The organism is Amycolatopsis sp. CA-161197, from assembly GCF_050942255.1.
GTDB lineage: Bacteria > Actinomycetota > Actinomycetes > Mycobacteriales > Pseudonocardiaceae > Amycolatopsis.
Map to the genome: position 1 here is coordinate 7,160,114 of NZ_CP192059.1, position 18,777 is coordinate 7,178,890.

The 18,777-nt window shown below is 70.3% G+C and carries 20 protein-coding genes and 6 tRNA genes; 18 read left to right on the top strand and 8 right to left on the bottom strand.

Going from position 1 to position 18,777, the window contains the following annotated elements:
- Positions 1-2 precede the first annotated feature (2 nt).
- The 7 genes from ACQPXB_RS33640 (at position 3) to ACQPXB_RS33670 (ending at position 853) form a co-directional block, all read left to right on the top strand.
- Positions 3-125, top strand: coding sequence for a hypothetical protein (locus ACQPXB_RS33640; protein WP_386952732.1), 123 nt, complete (start codon positions 3-5; stop codon positions 123-125).
- A gap of 80 nt (positions 126-205) precedes the next feature.
- Positions 206-278: transfer RNA gene (locus ACQPXB_RS33645), tRNA-Trp, on the top strand.
- 87 nt (positions 279-365) lie between these two features.
- Positions 366-438, top strand: a tRNA-Gly gene (locus tag ACQPXB_RS33650).
- 14 nt (positions 439-452) lie between these two features.
- A tRNA-Thr gene (locus ACQPXB_RS33655) sits at positions 453-524 on the top strand.
- Positions 525-594: 70 nt separating this feature from the next.
- Positions 595-666 (top strand) — tRNA-Lys (locus tag ACQPXB_RS33660).
- A gap of 35 nt (positions 667-701) precedes the next feature.
- Positions 702-775, top strand: a tRNA-Lys gene (locus tag ACQPXB_RS33665).
- A 5-nt stretch (positions 776-780) separates the two neighbouring features.
- Positions 781-853: transfer RNA gene (locus ACQPXB_RS33670), tRNA-Asn, on the top strand.
- Between the two features lie 246 nt (positions 854-1,099).
- Here the strand turns inward: ACQPXB_RS33670 and ACQPXB_RS33675 are convergent.
- Positions 1,100-1,990: a GNAT family N-acetyltransferase gene (locus ACQPXB_RS33675; protein ID WP_432845719.1), complete on the bottom strand. Its 891-nt coding sequence runs from the start codon at positions 1,988-1,990 to the stop codon at positions 1,100-1,102.
- 213 nt (positions 1,991-2,203) lie between these two features.
- Here ACQPXB_RS33675 and ACQPXB_RS33680 point away from each other — a divergent pair, with 213 nt between their 5' ends.
- From ACQPXB_RS33680 to ACQPXB_RS33700, 5 genes are all read left to right on the top strand, one after another.
- Positions 2,204-3,049, top strand: coding sequence for an ABC transporter permease (locus ACQPXB_RS33680; RefSeq protein WP_366582720.1), 846 nt, complete (start codon positions 2,204-2,206; stop codon positions 3,047-3,049).
- A 38-nt stretch (positions 3,050-3,087) separates the two neighbouring features.
- Positions 3,088-4,068, top strand: coding sequence for an ABC transporter substrate-binding protein (locus ACQPXB_RS33685; protein ID WP_366582719.1), 981 nt, complete (start codon positions 3,088-3,090; stop codon positions 4,066-4,068).
- A gap of 14 nt (positions 4,069-4,082) precedes the next feature.
- Entirely contained in the window at positions 4,083-4,895 is an 813-nt protein-coding gene (locus ACQPXB_RS33690; protein WP_432845720.1) for an ABC transporter ATP-binding protein, read from the top strand.
- A complete protein-coding gene (locus tag ACQPXB_RS33695; protein WP_432845721.1) occupies positions 4,892-5,944 on the top strand; it encodes an amidohydrolase family protein in 1,053 nt (350 codons plus the stop codon). The genes ACQPXB_RS33690 and ACQPXB_RS33695 overlap by 4 nt, the downstream gene beginning before the upstream one ends.
- A 145-nt stretch (positions 5,945-6,089) precedes the next feature.
- Positions 6,090-6,860: a GntR family transcriptional regulator gene (locus ACQPXB_RS33700; RefSeq protein WP_366582716.1), complete on the top strand. Its 771-nt coding sequence runs from the start codon at positions 6,090-6,092 to the stop codon at positions 6,858-6,860.
- 42 nt (positions 6,861-6,902) lie between these two features.
- Here the strand turns inward: ACQPXB_RS33700 and catA are convergent, their stop codons facing one another.
- The 5 genes from catA to ACQPXB_RS33725 form a co-directional block, all read right to left on the bottom strand.
- A complete protein-coding gene (gene catA, locus ACQPXB_RS33705) occupies positions 6,903-7,757 on the bottom strand; it encodes a catechol 1,2-dioxygenase (RefSeq protein ID WP_432845722.1) in 855 nt (284 codons plus the stop codon).
- 79 nt (positions 7,758-7,836) lie between these two features.
- Positions 7,837-9,006 (bottom strand): MFS transporter, encoded by a 1,170-nt coding sequence (locus ACQPXB_RS33710; protein WP_366582714.1) that lies wholly within the window; start codon positions 9,004-9,006, stop codon positions 7,837-7,839.
- 85 nt (positions 9,007-9,091) lie between these two features.
- Positions 9,092-9,481: a RidA family protein gene (locus tag ACQPXB_RS33715; protein WP_366582713.1), complete on the bottom strand. Its 390-nt coding sequence runs from the start codon at positions 9,479-9,481 to the stop codon at positions 9,092-9,094.
- Positions 9,482-9,527: 46 nt separating this feature from the next.
- Positions 9,528-10,730: an acyl-CoA dehydrogenase family protein gene (locus tag ACQPXB_RS33720; RefSeq protein WP_432845723.1), complete on the bottom strand. Its 1,203-nt coding sequence runs from the start codon at positions 10,728-10,730 to the stop codon at positions 9,528-9,530.
- Between the two features lie 268 nt (positions 10,731-10,998).
- Positions 10,999-11,802, bottom strand: coding sequence for a FadR/GntR family transcriptional regulator (locus ACQPXB_RS33725; RefSeq protein WP_432845724.1), 804 nt, complete (start codon positions 11,800-11,802; stop codon positions 10,999-11,001).
- 119 nt (positions 11,803-11,921) lie between these two features.
- On the opposite strand from ACQPXB_RS33725, the gene ACQPXB_RS33730 reads away from it, so the two are divergent.
- The 6 genes from ACQPXB_RS33730 to ACQPXB_RS33755 all read left to right on the top strand — a co-directional run bounded on the left by ACQPXB_RS33730 (position 11,922) and on the right by ACQPXB_RS33755 (position 17,993).
- A complete protein-coding gene (locus ACQPXB_RS33730; protein WP_432845725.1) occupies positions 11,922-12,761 on the top strand; it encodes a 1-deoxy-D-xylulose-5-phosphate synthase N-terminal domain-containing protein in 840 nt (279 codons plus the stop codon).
- Positions 12,754-13,758, top strand: a complete 1,005-nt coding sequence (locus tag ACQPXB_RS33735; RefSeq protein ID WP_432845726.1) for a transketolase family protein — start codon at positions 12,754-12,756, stop codon at positions 13,756-13,758. The genes ACQPXB_RS33730 and ACQPXB_RS33735 overlap by 8 nt, the downstream gene beginning before the upstream one ends.
- A 52-nt stretch (positions 13,759-13,810) precedes the next feature.
- On the top strand, positions 13,811-15,160 hold the full coding sequence (locus ACQPXB_RS33740) for a M24 family metallopeptidase (RefSeq protein WP_432845727.1): 1,350 nt from the start codon (positions 13,811-13,813) through the stop codon (positions 15,158-15,160).
- 80 nt (positions 15,161-15,240) lie between these two features.
- Entirely contained in the window at positions 15,241-16,446 is a 1,206-nt protein-coding gene (locus tag ACQPXB_RS33745) for an acyl-CoA dehydrogenase family protein (protein WP_386952711.1), read from the top strand.
- Positions 16,447-16,460: 14 nt separating this feature from the next.
- On the top strand, positions 16,461-17,384 hold the full coding sequence (locus ACQPXB_RS33750) for an amidohydrolase family protein (protein ID WP_386952709.1): 924 nt from the start codon (positions 16,461-16,463) through the stop codon (positions 17,382-17,384).
- A gap of 117 nt (positions 17,385-17,501) precedes the next feature.
- Positions 17,502-17,993 carry a flavin reductase family protein gene (locus ACQPXB_RS33755; RefSeq protein ID WP_432845728.1) on the top strand — a complete coding sequence of 164 codons (492 nt, stop codon included), beginning with the start codon at positions 17,502-17,504 and terminating at the stop codon, positions 17,991-17,993.
- 8 nt (positions 17,994-18,001) lie between these two features.
- On the opposite strand, the gene ACQPXB_RS33760 is transcribed toward ACQPXB_RS33755, so the two are convergent.
- The gene (locus ACQPXB_RS33760; protein WP_432845729.1) at positions 18,002-18,487 is read right to left on the bottom strand and encodes a flavin reductase family protein; all 486 of its coding nucleotides are present in this window, start codon (positions 18,485-18,487) and stop codon (positions 18,002-18,004) included.
- Complete coding sequence (locus ACQPXB_RS33765) at positions 18,477-18,764, bottom strand: hypothetical protein (RefSeq protein WP_366582703.1); 288 nt, start codon at positions 18,762-18,764, stop codon at positions 18,477-18,479. Before ACQPXB_RS33765 ends, ACQPXB_RS33760 begins: the two co-directional genes overlap by 11 nt.
- Between the last annotated feature and the right edge of the window lie 13 nt (positions 18,765-18,777).

The window sequence follows — 18,777 nt, forward strand, 5'->3', positions numbered from 1 at the left end:
TCATGACGAACACGCGAGAGCGAGGGACGCAGCGCCGGAAGCCGGCCGCCGCGATCGTCGCCGTGTGCTCGTCCGGCCGGAAACCCTGGACTGCCAACGGCATCACCGTCGGCTCCCCACCCTGATGTGACACTTCGTCAGGTCGAGGGAGCCGCCCGTCGGGAAACCGATCCGGGCGGCTTTCTCTGTTTCGCGCGATCGATTTACCGGTGAGCTTCCGGAGAGAGCGCGGCGGTCTCCAAAACCGTTCGCCGAAGGTTCGACTGCTTCCACCGGTGCTTCGCGCCCCCATTTTTTCGGTGGCGTGTTCTTTGAGACTTTCACAACGGAGAAACACCTTTCACGCCGCTTGCCCGCGGCGTCGCGCGGTCGTGGTGAACTCGGCGGACACGTCGGTCTTCCAAACCGAAGCAGAGGGTTCGATGCCCTCCGGCCGCTCGCAGCAGCAGTTCGCCTCTTCAGCTCACCAGGCAGAGCACCCGTCTCGTAAACGGAAGGACCGGGTTCGAGTCCCGGAAGAGGCTCGTGACGACTCGCACGGCACCCGGTGCCGCGCAAGGGGATCAGCCTCGTAGGGGCTTACTCCCCGCTTCCGGATCGCTGGCTCAACGGCAGAGCAGCCGACTCTTACTCGGCGGGTTCGGGGTTCGACTCCCCGGCGATCCACTTCGCGCCGCGGGTCCGAGCGACCCGCGGTACGAGGGCCGCTAGCTCAACCGCGCAGAGCAGCCGACTTTTACTCGGCGGGTTCAGGGTTCGACTCCCTGGCGGCCCACCCTTTCCCCTGAGGCGCACCAGGCTGCGCACCCGACTGTTACTCGGGAGGTACCAGGTTCGAGTCCTGGCAGGGGAGCTCCCCGGGAGACGCGCCGGAGCGCAGACGATCCTTGCAAGATCGCCGCGGTGGGTTCGACCCCCACGTCTTCCACTCCGCACCACCTGCCCGGCCCCGCTCGGGAAGCCCGGATTCAACCCCCGGCAAGCAGGTCTCAACCAGCCGCACCCGGCTTTGCCGCTTTGTCGACGTTCGCCGGCCGCCGAAACCCGCCCCCGGGCCAGCACCGCGTTCGCCGTAACCGCCGGAAGTGTTGGGGCGCCCTCAGTCCTGCCGGAGGTCTCGTTCGAACCAGTGGTGGGCGTAGGACTCGTCGTTGAACGCGGCGACTTCGGCGAAGCCCGCGGTTTCGTAGAGGCGCCGTGCTTCGACGAGGGCCTTGTTCGTCTCCAGCCGCAGCGTGTGCGTGCCCCGGGAGGAGGCCTCCTGCGCCAGGGAGTCGAGCAGCCGGCGGCCCAGGCCGAGGCCCCGGACCGTCGGGGAGACCCACATGCGTTTGATCTCGGCGACCCCGGTGCCGGCGTGGAGCTTGAGGGCGCCGCAGCCCACCGGGGAGCCCTGCAGGGCCGCGACGAGCAGCAGGCCCGAGGGCAGGGTCATCTCGTCGTCACTGGCCGAGATGCTCCGCGCCGGGTCGAAGCCCGCGTCGAAGCGGTCGCCGAGCTCGGTGAAGTAGGACCGCAGGCAGTAGCGGGCGTCGGGGCTACGCGGGTCGGTGATCTCAATGCGGACGAGCGAGGCCGTGACGAGGTGCTCGACGTCGGCCATGGCGCGCACCAGACGTTCGCGCTGCGCGACGGTCAGCGGAGCCAGCATCGACTCGGCCAGCTCGTCCGACGCGTGGTCGAGCAGCTCGCGCTCGGCCAGACCGGCGGCGGTGAGCTTGGCGGTGCGCACCCGCCCGTCGCGGTCGCCGGGATCCGTGGTCACCAGACCCTGCGACTCCAGCAGCCGCAGCTGACGGCTGACGTACCCGGAGTCCAGCCCCAGCCGGGCGCGCAGCACCCGGATTTCCGACCCGTCCGGCCCGATCTCCCACAACAGCCGCGACAGCCCGAGCGAGCGCTCCCGCGACAAGTACGCGTCCTCCAGCGCACCCACCCGCTGGGTGACGACGCGGTTGAACCGCCGGACGGCCCCGATCTGCTCCTCCATTCTCTGACCATAGTCAGAGAAATTCGAAGAAGGCAAGTCCGGGTTCGGCAAGGGAGGCCCCGTCAGGCCACCGAATGTCTACAGTGGACAATCGTCTCCGCCGGCACACGACCGAACAAAAGCAAGCCCTGGTCCCACCCCCTGAGAACCCTTGTGCCCGCCCGGACCGGCTCCTATGGTCCGTCAGACGTCTGACGTCTGAGGAGGCAGCGGATGGTGGCGAACCGTGTCGGCGGCTCGGCCGGCCGAACCGAGCGTGACGGACCGGCGGACTCCCAGGACGACCGCGACCGGCGGGCCGACCGGCGCCACCGGTGGGTGGTCCGCGGCGGGCAGTGGGGCGTCGGCGTGCTGATCGTCGTGCTGTGGCAGCTGGCCGGGCAGGTGTTCGGGGCGTTCACGGTGAGCAGTCCGTGGCTGATCGTCCAGCGCATCGTCGAGCTGGTCACCGGGGGCACGCTCTGGCCGGACCTGGGGACCACGCTGGCGGAGACCTTCGCCGGGCTGGCGATCGGCATGGTGATCGGCGTGGCGCTGGGCGTGCTGATCGCGCCGTCGAAAACCGTCGGACGCTGGTTCTACCCGTACATCATGGCGCTCTACAGCCTGCCGCGCGTGGCGCTCGCCCCGTTGTTCATCGTGTGGTTCGGGATCGGCCTGGAATCCAAGATCTTCATGGTCGTGACCATGGTCGTGTTCGTCGCCTTCTACAACACCTACCAGGGCATGCGCGGCATCGAGCCCGACCTGATCGAGATGACGCGCAGCTTCCGCGCGCCGTGGACGGCCCGGCTGCGCTGGGCCATCCTCCCCTCGATCGCGCCCTGGATCCTGACCAGCCTGCGGCTGTCGATCGCGCTGGCGCTGATCGGCGCGGTGATCGCCGAGCTCGTCGGCGCGAGCCAGGGCCTGGGCTACTACATGGGTTACGCCGCCAACGTGCTCGACACCACCGGAGTCTTCGCGGGCCTGGTGATCATCACGGTGATCGCCATGCTCGCCGAACAGCTCGTCGCGCTCGTCGAGCGACGGGTCCTGCGTCACCGCGCCACCCGCTGAGGTCCCCTCCGAAAACGTCACAGATGAGGACACCACCGATGACCAAGCTCTCCCGCATCACGGCCACCGTGGCCGCGCTCGCCCTGGCCGCGACCGCCACCGCGTGCGGCAGCTCGTCGGCCGGCAGTGGCGGCGACACCAAGACGATCCGGGTCGAGCTGTTCTGCAGCGGCCTGGCGCCCATCGCCGCCGAGCTCGCGCAGAACAGCGGGATCGCGGCGCAGAAGGGCATCACGATCAAGCCCATGTGCGTCACCAGCGGTTCCACCGCCACCAACGCCCTCATCGGCGGCAGCGCCGACGTGTTCATGGGCGACATCGGCCACGTGGTGCTGGCGCAGAAGAAGGGCGTGAAGATGCGCGCCTACGGCGTGGCCAACGACCGCTTCTCCTACCTCATGGTCGCCCGCAACGACATCGCCTCGGTCAAAGACCTCGCCGGCAAGAAGGTGGCCGTCACCGCGCCGGGCACGTTGTCGGACACCGAGATGCAGAAGGCGGCACTGGACGCGGGGCTGAACCCGAAGAAGGACCTGACCGTCGTCAGCGGCGGGGCGGGCGCGACGATGCAGGCCGAGCTCAACGGCGGCCAGGTCGTGGCCGGGATGACGAGCCAGCCCGACACGCTGCAGCTGCTGCGGACCGGGAAGTTCAAGGTCCTGTGGCAGGAACCGGACTACCACTACGTCGACATCGTCGCGATGGCCGACCAGGACTGGGTTTCCGGGCACCAGGACCTCATGAAGACCTTCCTCGCCGCGATGGACGAGGCGTCCACCCAGGCCAAGGCCAACCCGGACCAGGCCACGACGTGGATGAAGAAGCAGGGCTACAAGATCAGCGACGCCGACCTCAAGACCATCGTCACCGAGGCCATCAAGAGCGTGCCCGACGGCCTCAAGGCCCAGGACGCGGTCGTGAAGTCCTCGACGGACCTGTTGGTGCGCACCGGCTTCCTCACCGACCCGGTTCCGTCCACTCAGGACATCTTCGACTACAGCCTGTTGCCCGCGAAGTAGCCGGGAGGACCACGATGACCGAAACGCTGACGTCCTCAGTCGAGTCCACCGCGGCCACGCCGAAGCTCAGCCTGCGCGGGGTCGGGCTCGGCTACCGCACCCCCAAGGGCCGGTTCGTCGCGCTCGAGGACCTGACCCTCGACCTCGCGCCCGGCGAGTTCGTGGCGCTCGTCGGGCCCAGCGGCTGCGGGAAGTCCACGCTGCTCAAGCTGATCGCGGGCCTGCTGCCCACGACCACCGGCGAGATCCGGCTCGACGGCGCGCCGGTGCCCGAAGGCGTGCCGGAAGGCGTGGGGCTGGTTTTCCAGTCCGACGCGCTGTTCCCGTGGCGCACGGTCGCGGACAACATCCGCTTTCCCTTGGCGATCAAGGGAGTCCCCGCCGAAGAGCAACGCGCCGAGGTGCGCCGGCTGGTCGAGCTGGTCGGGCTCACGTCGTTCGAGCAGAGCTACCCCAACCAGCTCTCCGGCGGCATGCGCAAGCGCGTCGGCATCGCCCGCGCGCTGGCGTACGACCCGGACGTCTACCTGATGGACGAACCGTTCGGGCCGCTGGACGCGCAGATGCGGATCCGCCTCGGCGGCGAGTTCCTCTCCATCTGGGAGAACCTCGGCAAGAGCGTGGTCTTCGTGACCCACGACGTCGAGGAGGCCGTGGCGATGGCCGACCGCGTGCTCGTGATGAGCCGCGGTCCCGGCACGATCAAGGAGGAGTTCCGCATCTCCCTGGACCGGCCGCGGCACTTCCAGGAAGTCCGGTTCGAACCCGAGTTCCAGCGCCTGCAGCGGGCGATCTGGCGAAGCCTGGCCGAGGAGTTCGACGAGTGATCATCGACTGCCACAACCACGTACTGGCCACCGCCCTGCCGCCCGGCCACGACCGGTTCGTGCGCGAGATGCGCGCGCCCGGGCACCGGCGGGCGGGCCGGCTGCCCGCGTACCGGCCGGCCACGGACGAGGACTGGGCCGGGCTGGAGGGCGACCTGGACCCCATCGACCCGGGCACGCTCGTCGACGACCACGTGAGCGCGGGGGTGGACCTCGCGACCGTGCTGGCCGTCGCGCCCTCGACCTACACCGCCTACGGGGAACGCGGCACCATCGACCTCGGCCGCGTGACCGATGTGGACGGTCCGCTGGAAGTGGCCAAGAGCAACGACTACATCGCCTCGCTCACCCGGCGCCACCCCGAGCTGATCGGCATGAGCGCCGTGAACCCGAAGTTCCGCGGGGTCGAGTGGGCCCGCGACGAGCTGACCCGCGCCGTCGGCGAGCTGGGCCTGCAAGGGCTGAAGCTCTACCCCATGTACGACCACTACGCGCCCGCCGACCGCGACCTCGCCTTCCCGATCTACGAGCGCGCGGTCGAGCTCGGCATCGGCGTGATGGTCCACATGGGAACGTCTTCGGCCAAGGACACCGTGCTGGACTACGGCCGGCCCGGCGCGCTCGACGAGGTCGCCCGCCACTTCCCCGACCTGCCGCTGCTGGTGTGCCACGCCGGGTTCCCGTGGGTCGACGAGTGCCTGGCCATGGTGGCCCGCCACGACAACACCTACCTCGACATCAGCATGTTCGCCACGAAGTCCACGCAGCGCCAGCTCTACGAATTCCTCCTGCGCGCGCAGCAGCTGGGCTGCCCGCTGTCGCGGATCTGCTGGGGCACCGACTACCCCGGCGGCGGCAAACCGGCCGTCCTGCTGCCGAAGCTCACGCTCGTCAACGACGTCGCCGACCCCGGCGCGCCGATCTCGCGCCTGGACGTGGCGAACATGGTGGGCGGGAACTGGGCGCGCTTCGCCGGGCTGACCGACTGGAGCGAGCAGGAGACGCTGGAGCAGCTGGAGGAGTGGGAACCTCGGTGGCGCGCGTCGTGACAGCTCGTGATCACCCGTCTGCCTGGCCCAGGGTGGGTTCAGGACGCGGCGTGAGGTCATTACGCTCGGAGGGTGCCGATCGACTGTGCGTGTCGGCAGCGTTGCCGTACGACGGGCCGTGAGGCCGCCCCGGGGAGGACAACCGATGGTCATGCGTGAGCCGGAGCTGACACCCGTCTCCATCCAGACGGTCGCCGCGGACTCCTACCGGCAGGCCAAGGAGCGGATGCGCGAGGCGATCACGCGCTACGCCGCCGAGGGCCGCTACCGCCTGCCGTCGGAGGAGGAGCTGAGCACCGCGCTCGGCGTCAGCCGCGCGACGCTGCGCTCGGTGCTGCAGTCGCTGCAGAAGGAAGGCCGCATCCGGCGCCTGCACGGCAGCGGCACCTTCATCAACCGCCACACGATCGGCCTCGCCGCCAACCTCGCCGAGGCCAGCCCGTTCGTCGACCTGCTCACCCAGGCCGGCTACCGCCCCGCCGTCCGCACGCTCGACCAGCACCTCATCGCCCTCGACGAGGAGCTCGCCACGTCCCTCGAGCTCCCCGCCGGCGAGCGCGCGCTCCGGATCGAACGCGTCTTCGACGCCGACGGGAAGCCCGCGGTCCACAGCGTCGACCACGTCCCCGCCACCTTGCTCGGCGAACACCCGGAGGACAGCGACCCGCGCCGCTCCACCTTCGAGTTCGTCGAAACCGACACCGGCACACCGGTCTGCTACTCCGTCGCCGAGATCCGCCCCGTCCTGCCACCCGCCGCGATCGCCACGGCGCTGGGCCTCCCCCGCACGCGTCCCGTGCTGCGCCTGCGCCACACCCACATCCGTGCCGACGAGCTCCCGGTGGCCGTGACGGTGGTGCACGTGAATGACGATTACCTGCGGTTCTCGGTGATCAGGACGTATCTGGACCAGTGAGCCGAGCGCGCAGCCGCCTTCGGCCGAGCAAGGTGAGGGGGCTCAGGCCGGGTCGAGCACGAAGTCGTACCGGACCTGCTCGCCGCGGCCGTCGTCGGTCGCGGTCGGTGCGAGGATCAGCTCGTCCTTGACCGCCATGGCGATGTCGTCTTCGACGTGGTCACTGCCCTCGAAGTACAGCTGGGTGGTGATCGTGTGGTAGCCCTCGGCCGACACCCGGATGTGCAGGTGCTCGGGACGCCAGGCGTGCCATCCCGCCGCGGCGAGCAGGATGCCCGTGGCGCCGTCGATCGGGATCTCGTAGGGCGACGGGTGGACCGTGTCGATGGCGAAGTTGCCCTCGGCGTCGGTGGTGAAGCGGGCCCGCAGGTTCCATTCGGGGATACCGGGCGCGAAGTGCGAGTACAGGCCGTCGGCGTCGGCCTGCCAGAAGTCCACCACGGCGCCCTGGACCGGTTCCCCGGCCACGGTGCGGACCTGACCGAAGAAGTGCAGCGGCGTGCCGGGCTCGCCCTCGCGCATCGGCGGGGTGCCGGCCGAACCGAGTTCGGGCGCGTTTTCGACGTAGTACGGGCCTTCGATGCTGCCGACGGAGCCCTCCCGGCCCTCGGTCGCGATCTTCTCCACCTCGTGTTCGATGAACACGTCGAGGAACAGCGGCCATTCGCCGTCCTCGCCGAGCTTGATCAGCCACGCCTTGACCGCGTGGTACTCGGCGTAGGTGAGCTGGTACTTCCGGATCACCGCGCGCAGCGCCTCCAGCGCTTCGGTCGCCATGGCGTCCACCCGGGCCGTGTCGGCCGGCGTGGCCGAACCGCGGGCGCGGTCTCGCTGCTGGAACTGTTCCGTCGCCGACGAACCGGAGTCGGCGGCGGTGGGCGTGACGACGTCAGTCATCGCATTTCCTCTCTTCGGGGCGGGCGTCGGCCTTGACGCCCGTTGCGGGTGCCGGTCCCGGCATCGGGACCGGGTGGGCCTAGGCGGGAACCGGGCTGCGTTTCTCGACCAGCACCGAGATCGTGGCGACGCCGAGCCCGAGGAGCGCGAGGCCGGCGGCGACGACGTTGGGAGCGGTCAGTCCGAAGCCCAGGCTGATCGCCAGGCCGCCGAGCCAGGCGCCCAGGGCGTTGGCCAGGTTGAACCCGGCGTGCATCGAGCCGGCGGCCAGGTGCGGAGCGCCGGCCGCGCCGTCGATGATGCGCAACTGGGCCGAGGGAACCAGGGAGAACGTGGTGACGGCGAAGAGAAAGAGCACGATCGCGGCGCTGACCGGGTGGTGCATCGCCGGCACCAGAGCCAGCGCGATCACGATGTCGGCGACCAAGGCGCCCCGGATCGTCCGCATCGGGTTGAGGTCGGCCAGGCGCGCGCCGATCGCGTTGCCAGCCGTCATCCCGACGCCGAACATCGCGAGCAAAAGCGTGACCGCGGCGGCGGGATAACCCGCGACGTCGGTGAGCATCGGGGCGATGTAGCTGTAGCTGGCGAAGAGCGTCGCCCCGCCGAGGACGACGATGAGCAGGGTCAGCCAGACCGGGCGCCGTGCGAGAGCGCGGAATTCGTCGGCCAGCCGGGGCCGGCCGCCCTCGGGACGAAGATCCGGGACCACGAACCGGATCGCGAACGCCGAGGCCAGGCTGATCACGCCGACCACCGCGAGCGTCCACCGCCAGCCGAGCAGCTGCCCGAGCAGGGTGGAGAGCGGGACGCCGAAGATGTTGGCCACCGTCAGGCCGGCGAACATCGTGGCCATCGCCCGGGCCCTCCGGTCCGGCTGCGCGAGCGAGCCGGCGACGATGGCCGCGATGCCGAAGTAGGCCCCGTGCGGCAGCCCGGACAGGAATCTCCCCAGCAGCACGAGCGGGTAACCCGGCACGATCGCGGTGAACAGGTACGCGGCGCCGTAGAGCGCGATCATGACGATGAGGGCCCGCCGCCGGGGCAGCCGGGTCGCGGCGGCGATGAGCAGCGGCGCCCCGACGACGACGCCGATCGCGTACGCCGAGACGAGGTGGCCGGCTTCGGGGATCGACACCCGCAGATCGTCGGCGACCTGCGGAAGCAGACCCAGAATGCTGAACTCGCCCGTACCGAGGGAAAACGCCCCCAGTGCCAGCACGAGCAGCGCGACGCGCACCGAGCGCACGTTTTCCCCTTTCCCATCACGAATCTCGGACCACGGTGTCGTGGACCGGCGACGCGGGCGGATTCGCCTTCCGCCCGAACGCTGCTCAGCCGGCGGCGATGGCGTCGATCTCGATGCTGATCCGGTCGTCGAAAAGCCGGGCGACACCGATGAACGTGCTCGCGGGGACGTGGCCGGGATCGACCCACCGGTCCCGGACTTCCCGGAACGTGCGCAGCTTGTCCGCGTCGAGATCGGTCACGTACACGTTGATCCGCACGAGATCGTCGAACGTGACACCGGCGGCCGTCAAAGCGCGGTCCAGCTCCTTCAGGACCAGCTCGACGCCTTCCTCGAAGCTCTCGGGAGCCCCGCCGCCTTCGGGGAACCCGACCGCCCCCGAGATGAAGACCAGATCACCGGCCGCCACCCGGACGCTGTCGGAGATTCCCGGGATCTTCGGCGCTTTGACCCTGGTGATGCGTTCTTCGGACATCGGTCCGCCTTTCCGTGATCGATCTTTGCGTCTTCCCGTGCCGGTCTCAAATGACCGGAAGCACGACCCTGGCTTCCTTTTCGAGGCCGAGCAGGATTTTTCCGTAAGCGTCGAGCCCGGTCGCCGGCAAAGTGTGCGCGTGGCTCGCCGCCGTGGTCTGGTCGCGCCAGAATCGCTGCACCAGGCTCGACTCGGCGAACCCGCTCGATCCGTGCGCGAGAACGAGTGCCCCGACCGCCTCGGTGACGCATTCCACCGCGTAGCCGATCTTTCCCCGGACCCCGACGCGCTCGGGGAATCCCGGATATTCGCCGGCCTCGGCCCAGGAATAGAGCTGCTGCCCGATTTCCCTCGCCACGAGCTCGGCGGTGTCCAGCAGCAGAGCCGCGCGAGCCGTCGTCAGCTGGAAACCCACCGAGTCCGCCTGACGCGTGTACCCGGAATAAGCGATTCCCCGCGTCGACGCTTTCCCGACCACCGTGTCCAGGACAGCTCGCCCCATTCCCAGGTGCGGGCCGACCAGCTGCAACGCCAGTGCCGGCACGAACGCGGGTTTGTAGGACACCTCGGGGTTCACCCCGGATCCCGGGTACTTTCCTTCGACCGCCTCGGCGAGCGGGAACACCCGGTGGTCGGGGACGAAGACGTCGGTCGCGACCTGGGTGTCGCTGCCCGTCCCCTTCATCCCGGCGACGAACCACGTGTCTTCGATCCGCAGATCGGCGGCCGGGATGAGGCCCATGGCCGCGCCGACCATCTCACCCCGGTCGTCGACGAGCGGCATGCCCAGCAGCGACCAGTCCGCGTGGTGCGAACCGGTTCCGTAGCTCCAGCGCCCGGTCACCCGGTATCCCCCGTCGACCTTTTCCGCGGTCGAGGTGGGCGGCAGCACCAGTGAGATGACGGCGTCCGGGTTGTCCGCCCACACGTCTTGCTGCGCCTGCAGCGGCAGCAGGCCGACCACCCAGGATCCCGAGTTCACGACCCCGTAGATCCACGCGGCGGCGCCGTCGCCGTACCCGATCTGCCGCGACACCGCGGTCGACTCGACCGAGTTGGCGGCGTATCCGCCGAAGCGGGTCGGCACGGAAACGCGAAACGCCCCGGCTTCGCGCAGGCCGTCGACGACGCGCTGCGTGAGCTGCCTGCCCGCTTCCGCCTTGGCGCCGTCCTCCCGAAGGATCGGTTGCAGCGCCTCGATGTTGCGGACAACGGTGTCGATCTCAGGGGAAAGCCGGGACTCGCTCATGGGTCGATGCCCTCTCGGGAAAACAGGCGGGGAACCGCTCGACAGATGTGGCTAAGTGGCATAGCCACATTGACTTTAAGAGTGCGCCCACAACCCAGTCAAGGAGCCTGTCCGCCCCACCCGGACACCCCGGCCGCTCCCGGCGAGCGCGCGCCGATCGGCGACCCGGGGCCGGCCGAAAGTCAGCGGTGAAGCCAAAGTGCGCGCCGCCTGCACGCAGGGTCAGCGCGAAGCCGCCGGTCTCGCCCGTCGCCGCACGTGACCGGGATCAGCGCTTCAGGCTTGACTCGATCGCCTCGTTGAGGTGCTCGGCCATCCGCTGGTGGTGGGCGGCAACTGCCTTTCGCGCCGCTTCCGGATCACGGTCGAGCACCGCGCGCGCGATCGGCTCGTGCAGCGCCCGCTGCTCGTCGGCGCCGGTGGTCTCGAGCCACGACGGCGCGGACTCGGTGTCCACCCACTGCTGGAACTCGAAGGAAAGAACGGCCGTGTGCACGCTCTCGTACATCGCCGCGAGGTAGGGGTTGCCGGAGCTGCGGACCACCGTCGCGTGGAAGACCGTGTCGGCCGCGATCCACTCCGACATGGTGCCCGCAGACGACGTCAGCCGTGTCAGGGCCGAGAGCACTTCGGCGCGTTCCTCGGGATCGGGCGCGGTCGTCCGCCGCGCCGCCTCCTCGACACCGAGCGTCTCCAGCCACAGGCGCAGCTGCATCAGGTCGCCGACCGATCGGCGGTCCAGGTCGAGCATCAGGTTGACCGAGGCGGTCACCATCGACTCCGGACGGCGCACGACGTAGGCCCCGGAGCCTCGCCGGATCTCGACCAGCCCCATCAGCGACAGGCTCCGCAGGGCCTGGCTCACCGTCGGCCGGCTCGCGGCGAAGCGCTCGGCGAGCTCGCGTTCCGAGGGCAGCCGGGCCCCCTCCTCCACGTCCTCGCTGATGATCAACGCGCGAATCCGAGCGGCGACTTCGTCGGCGAGGCGGGTGGTCGGCAGCGGCGTGATGCCCTCCAGCGGCACCGGCGACGCGCGCCGCCGGTACGGGCGCTTCGGCGAAGGCTCGCTCACTTTTCTCCTCCCTGCGGGCCGGGACCCACGAGTCCTGCGGCTGTTGACAGTACCGCTCAATGACCCTCAGTATGTGGCATAGCCAATTGGCCACTTTTCCACTTCGCACGGGAGCCGTGATGCCAGCACCGCTGCACTTCTCAAGCCCCGGGGCGGCGTGGTCGGTGCGCGACCCGGCCGAACTCGCGCTGCGGATCCGCCTCCAGGCCGTCCGGATGGTGGCTCCGCAGGGGTTCGGCTATCTGGGGCAGGCCTTGTCCGCCGCGGAACAGGTCGCCGCGGTGTTCGCCGCCGCCCGCCCCGGCCGCGACCGGCTCGTCTGTTCCCCAGGCCACTACGTCATCGCGCCCTTCGCGGCGGCGACCGCGCTGGGGCTGCTGACCGAAGAGGCGGCGGCGACGTACGGGCGCAACGGCTCGGCGATCGAGGCCATCGGCACCGAGCGCTCACCGGTGGTGGACTACACCTGCGGCTCACTGGGACAAGGTCTGTCGGCGGCGGCCGGGTTCGCGTTGTCCGACCGGCTCCGCGGCGCCGACCGGCGGACCTACGCACTGGTCAGCGACGGCGAGCTGGAAGAGGGACAGCTCTGGGAAGCCGCGATCTTCGCCGCACACCACCGGCTCGCGTCGCTCACCGTCCTGCTCGACGCGAACAACTCGCAAGTCGACGGCCCCGTCGACACCATCACGACGCTCGAGCCGATCGCCGGCAAGTGGACGGCTTTCGGCTGGCACGCCGTGGATCTCGACGGCCACGACGTCGAGGCCGTGCTGGCCGCCCTGCGCGCGGCCGAGGCCGACGACCGCCCGAGGGTGCTGGTCTGCCGCACCTCCACCGGGCACGGCCTCGACTGCCTTCCCGACGACGCGGACGGCCATTTCATCAAGCTCCCGCCCGAGCTGGCCGAGGCCGCCGAGGCGGAGCTCACCGCGAAGCTGGAGGCCCACCGTGCGTAAGCCGCCCTACCCGATCGAGCTCAAGCCCTACGGCCGCGCGCTGCTGGCCCTCGCCCGCCGCCGCGAGGAAATCCTTTGTCTCAGCGGAGATCTCACGCGGCAGACCGAGATCGACCTGTTCCGGGCCGAGCTGCCCGGGCGGTTCGTCCACGCCGGCATGGCGGAGGCGAACATGATGGGACTCGCCGGCGCCCTCGCCCGCGAAGGACACCTCCCGTTCGTGCACACCTTCGGCGTGTTCGCCACGCGCCGGCCCTACGACCAGATCGCCAACGCGATCGCCTACCCGAACCTCCCGGTGCGGATCATCGGGTTCATGCCCGGGGTGTCCACTCCCGGTGGCCCGAGCCACCAGGCCATCGACGACGTCGCCCTCATGCGGGCGCTGCCGAACATGACCGTCCTCGACGTGGCCGACGCCGTCGAGGTCGCTCAGGTCGCCGAGGCCATTGTGGACCTTCCCGGCCCGGTCTACGTCCGGCTCAAACGCGGTGAGGTCCCGGTCGTCTTCGACGACGACCACGTCCTCGACACCACGCGGGCCGCCGTCCTCGCCGAAGGCAGCGACCTCGCCCTGATCGCCGGCGGCATGATGCTCGCTGCCGTTCTCGGTGCCGCACAAGCCCTCGGCGACGCCGGCGTCTCCGTCTCGGTGGTGAACGTCCCGGTGATCAAGCCGCTCGACACCGCCACGATCCTGGGTGCCGTCGCCGGCGCGAAGGGGGTCGTCACCGCCGAGAACCATTCGGTCATCGGCGGGCTCGGCTCCGCCGTCGCCGAGGCGATCGCCGAAGCCGGCCTCGGCCGGCCGCTGCGCCGGGTCGGCATCCTCGACACCTTCGCGGAGGGATCGCTCACGGCCCCCTACCTGTTCGACAAGTACGGCCTGTCGACCCAGCACGTCATCGACGCCGCCTGGTCGGCGCTCGCCCGGCCCGGCCCGGCTCCGCGGGCGCCCGTCACCGAGGCCGAGACCGGCGAGTACTCGCCCGTCTGACCCACCGCCCGGCCCGAACCACCGCAGCACACCGCACGGAGGGACCTTTCCCATGCCCACCAACGATTCTTCGCCGTCGCCGGCCACGGGATCGCCCGCGTTCTACCACGCGAGCGAAGGCCCGACGCCGATCGGCTCGCCCGGTGCGACCGGCACCGTCGACTGGGAACGCCGCGTGGATCCCGACCGCCTGCGCCACGCCCGCCTGGCGCGCGCCCGGGCCGAGCTGGAGAAGTCGTCGCTCGGCGCGCTGATCCTGTTCGACATGAACAACATCAGGTACGTCACCGGGACCCACATCGGCAACTGGGCGCGGGACAAGTACTTCCGCTGCGTGCTGCTGATGCGCGGGCAGGACCCGATCCTGTGGGACATCGGCTCGGCCGCGAAAACCCACCAGATGTTCGCGCCCTGGCTGCCCACGGGGAACTGGCGAGCGGGCGTCTCGACGTGGCGCGGCGCGGTGCCGACCGACGTGGGCATCGAAGCCGGCAACGCCAAGCGGCTGGCCGACCTCCTGCGCGAGCACGGTCTCGCGGACGAGCCGGTCGGCGTCGACGTCGTCGAGCTGCCGGTGCTGCGCGCGCTGGAACGCGAAGGCCTGCACGTCGAGGACGGCCAGGCATTGTTGCTCGACGCCCGCGCGATCAAGTCGGCCGACGAGATCGCCCTGCTCGACCACGCGGCCGCGCTGGTCGACGGCGCCTACGAGGAGCTCTACCGCACCCTGCGGGCCGGGATCCGCGAGAACGACTGCGTCGCGCTGGTCAGCCGGTACCTCTACGAGAACGGCTCCGAGGAGGTCGAGGCCGTCAACTCGATCTCCGGTGAGCGCTGCAGCCCGCACCCGCACGTGTTCTCCGACCGCCTGATCCGGCCCGGCGACACCGCGTACTTCGACATCATCCACAGCTTCAACGGCTACCGCACCTGCTACTACCGCACGATGAACGTGGGCAGCGCGACCGCGGCGCAGCGAGCCGCCTACGCCCGTGCCCGCGAGTACATGGACAACGCGATCGCCGAGGTGCGGCCGGGCGCCAGCTCCGCCGACATCGTCCGGCACTTCCCCGCCGCCCAGGAATTCGGCTTCGCCACGGAGGAAGAAGCGTTCGGCCTGCAGTACTGCCACGGGATCGGGCTCGGGCTGTGGGAACGGCCGCTGATGAGCCGCTACCACTCCTTCGAGCACCCGATCGAGCTCGTGGAGGGCATGACCTTCGCGATCGAGACGTACTGGCCGACCCCGGACGGCTCCGCGGCCGCGCGGATCGAAGAGGAGCTCGTGGTCACGGCCGACGGCTGCCGGCTCCTGACCCGCTTCCCCGCCGACCAGCTCTACGTCGCGGGCACCCGTTACTGGACCGGCGTCGAGCTGCCGGCGACCGGCGGCACGCACTGAACCAACCCGCCCTCCGGGGCGGTCGGCACCCCTCCACTGGACCAGCGGCGCCATCGAACAGTTCGAGCAGGGAGACATCAATGACGACGTCAGGCCCCACCGTCTCGGCGAAGCAGGACACACCGAGCCGGGAAGAATTGATCACCCGCGCGGACGACCTCCGGTCGCTGCTGTGGGAAGCCGCACCCGAGGCCGACCGCACCCGGAGGGTGGCGGACAAGACGTTCCAGGCCATCCGCGACGCCGGGCTCACGCGCTTGCTCGTGCCCCGCCGGTTCGGCGGGTACGACTCGGGCATGCGCACCTTCCTCGAGGTGACGATCGCGCTGGGCCGCGGCTGTGGCTCTTCGGCGTGGGTCACCGGGGTGCTCAACACGGGCAACTGGCTGGCCGCGAGCTACTCCGACCAGGCGCAGTCCGACGTGTGGGGCGAGAACCCCGCCGCAACGACGGCCGGCGTGCTGGCGCCGACCGCCGAAGCGAAGGCCGTCGACGGCGGGATCGTGCTCACCGGCAAATGGGGGTACGCCTCCGGGTCGAACCACTGCGACTGGGTCAGCGTCTGCTACCCCGGCACCTCCCCCGACGACCCGGGTATGCAGCTCGCGCTCGTGCCCGTCCAGGACGTCACGCTGGAGGACACCTGGTTCGTCTCGGGGATGCGCGCGACGGGCAGCAACACGGTCGTCGCCCACGAGGTCTTCGTTCCCGCGCACCGGTTGCGCCCGTTGACGCCGTTGTTCACCGGCGCCAACGCGACCGGTGGTGCCGGCCTGAGCGGGCGCGCGAGCCTGGCCGGCCTGTTGTCGCTTTCGCTCGCCGGGGCTCAGCTCGGACAGGCCGAAGCCGCACTCGACTATGTCCTGGAGAAGGCACCCAAACGCTCGATCACGACCACGGTCTACGGCTCCCAGTCCGAATCCGTCGGTTTCCAGATCGACGTCGCCGAGGCTTCGAGCATGATCATCGCCGCGCGCGAGATCACCCGGCAGGCCGCGGACATCCTCGACGACTACGCGGCCAAGGCCGAGCTTCCCCCGGAGACGGTCCGGACGCAGCTGCGCGTGAACCTGGCCTGGGCGGCCCGGCAGGCGTTCCTGGCCGTCGACCTGCTCATGTCTGCGCACGGATCCTCGGCGTTCGCCGAGGTGAACCCGCTGCAGCGGATCTGGCGCGACGCCGGCATCGCCTCCCGGCACGCCGCCTTCTTCCGCCGGGTCACCCAGGAGCTGCACGGCAAAGCCCTGCTCGAGAAGAACCCGTCCGCGATCAGCTTCCTCGTCTGAAAGGACACCCGACTGTGATCGACATCCACGCGCACTGGTTTCCCCCGGCGCTCACGAAGGAGTTCACCCGCGTCGGCAACCTGAAGGTCTGGCCCGAACACCGGCCCGAGCTGGCCGGCCGCGCCGAGGAGCTCGCGGCCGACGGGGTGCGCCTGCAGGTGGTGGGGCTCGGCCACAACCAGCCCTACCACACCGACTCCGCTGTCTCCGTGCACTGCGCACGCTTCGCCAACGACCTCTACGCGACCATGGCGGCCGATTTCCCGGGCCGGTTCTCCGCGTTCGGCGCGGTCCCGTTGCCGCACCCGGAGCACGCGGTCGCGGAAGCCGTGCGCTGCCTGGACGAGCACCGCTTCGCCGGCATCGGCGTCGGCACCACCGCGCTCGGCCGTTCGCTGGACGACCCGGCCTTCGCGGAGCTGTGGGCCGAACTGGACCGCCGCCGCGCGGTCGTTTTCGTGCACCCCGTCGGCACCCCGGACACGTTCTCCACCGGGCTCGACGCGTTCATGATGGGACCGAAGTACGGCGGCCCCATGGAGGCCACGCTCGCGACGACCCGGCTGGTCGTGTCGGGTGTGACCCGCCGGTACCCGAACATCCGGTGGATCATCGCGACCATGGGCGGCTCGATCGGCTACCTCTGGCGGCGGTTCGAGGAAATCACCGAAACCCTCCACCAGGACGAATGGCTGGCGACGAATCCGCGTCAGGAGCTCAAGAAGCTCTACTACGACACGACCCTGACCGACGACCCCGCCGCGATCAAGCTCTTCGCCGACTCCTTCGGCGCCGACCGGCTCGTCCTCGGCACCGACGCGCCCCGCGTCCGAGCCGGCGACTGGGCCGACCGCATCAAGGCCGTCCCCGGCCTCGACGACCACCAGCTGCGCGCCGTCCTGAACGACACCGCGGCCTCGCTCGGCATCGGCGCGTAGCCGGCGGGAACCGGGCGCACCGGCTGTGGATGAACGCGCGAGCCCGGCTTGTGCTTCCGCGGCTGCGGCCAGGAAGCACGCATGGGTCGATCCGCGACCAACGAAAGGAGAACTCCGATGCCCGAAGACGTGCAGGAGCGGTTTCGCGAGGTCATGGCGCACGTGGCCACGCCGGTGTCCGTCGTGACCGGGTTGAGTGACGGCGGAAGTCCTTACGGCAGCACCGTCAGCGCGTTCTCGTCGCTGTCGCTGCGGCCGCCGATGGTGCTGGTGTCGCTGATCAAGGCGTCGCGGCTGCTGGCGGTGATCCGGGAGACGGGCCGGTTCGGGCTGAACGTCCTCGGTTCGTCGCATTCCGCGCTGGCCCGGACGTTCGCGACCAGCCGCACGCCCGAGGAGAAGTTCGCAGGCGTCGAGTGGGGAGTCGACCACGGCGTGCCGCGGTTTGCGGGTGCGCTCGGCTGGCTCGCGTGTTCCGTGGAGCAGGAGGTGGAGGGCGGCGGCCACATCGTCGTGTTGGGGTCCGTCCTCGCGGTGTCGGGGTGGGCCGGGGAGCCTCTCACGTACCACCGTCGTTCGTTCGGCACGCACGTGACGCTGGATCGCTGACGCACCGATCACACCGCCGGCCGGAAACCGCTGCGGTGGAACACCAGCGGCGCGGCATCAGCGGCGTGGGCCGCCGAGTGCAGGCGGAGCAGGACGAGCGTGTGGTCGCCGGCGGCCACCGCGCGTTCGATGGTGGTGTCGAACCACGCGACGCCGTCGTCGAGGGTGATGGCGCCGTCGGCCGTGGTGGTGAGGGGGAGGCCGGTGAAGCGGCCTTCGGCGGGGCCGGCGAGCTGCCGGGCGACGGCGCCGTGGTGGCCGGCGAGGACGGTGACGCCCAGGCGGGGCGCGCGGCGCAGCGCGGGCCACGTGCGCGACGTGGTCGCGACCGAGAAGGAGACCAGCGGCGGCGCGAGCGAGACCGACGTGAACGAGCTCGCCGCGAGACCGACAGCGCGGCCGCCGACCGACGCGGCGATCGCCACCACGCCGGTCGGGAAGGCGCCGAACGCGGCGCGCAGCAGGGTGGGGTCGAGCCCGGGCTCACCAGGCACTGGACTCGACCGAGATCACCGGCACCAGTTCGTTGCCGAGGGTTTCGAGGAAGCTGACGACCTCGGCGGCGACGGAGCGGTGCTGCCGGTCGTTGAGCACGTCGTGGTGGGCGCCGCGGACCACGGACAGGCGGGCGCGCGGCGCGGACTTCACCGTGCGGGCCAGCGTTTCGCGGTCGGCGAGCGGGTCTTCGTCACCGATGAGGACAAGCTGGGGCAACGGAGGGGCCGCCCGGTAAGCCGCGCGAAGCAGCGCGTCGGGCACCGGAGTGGCCAAGGCGCCGCGCTGG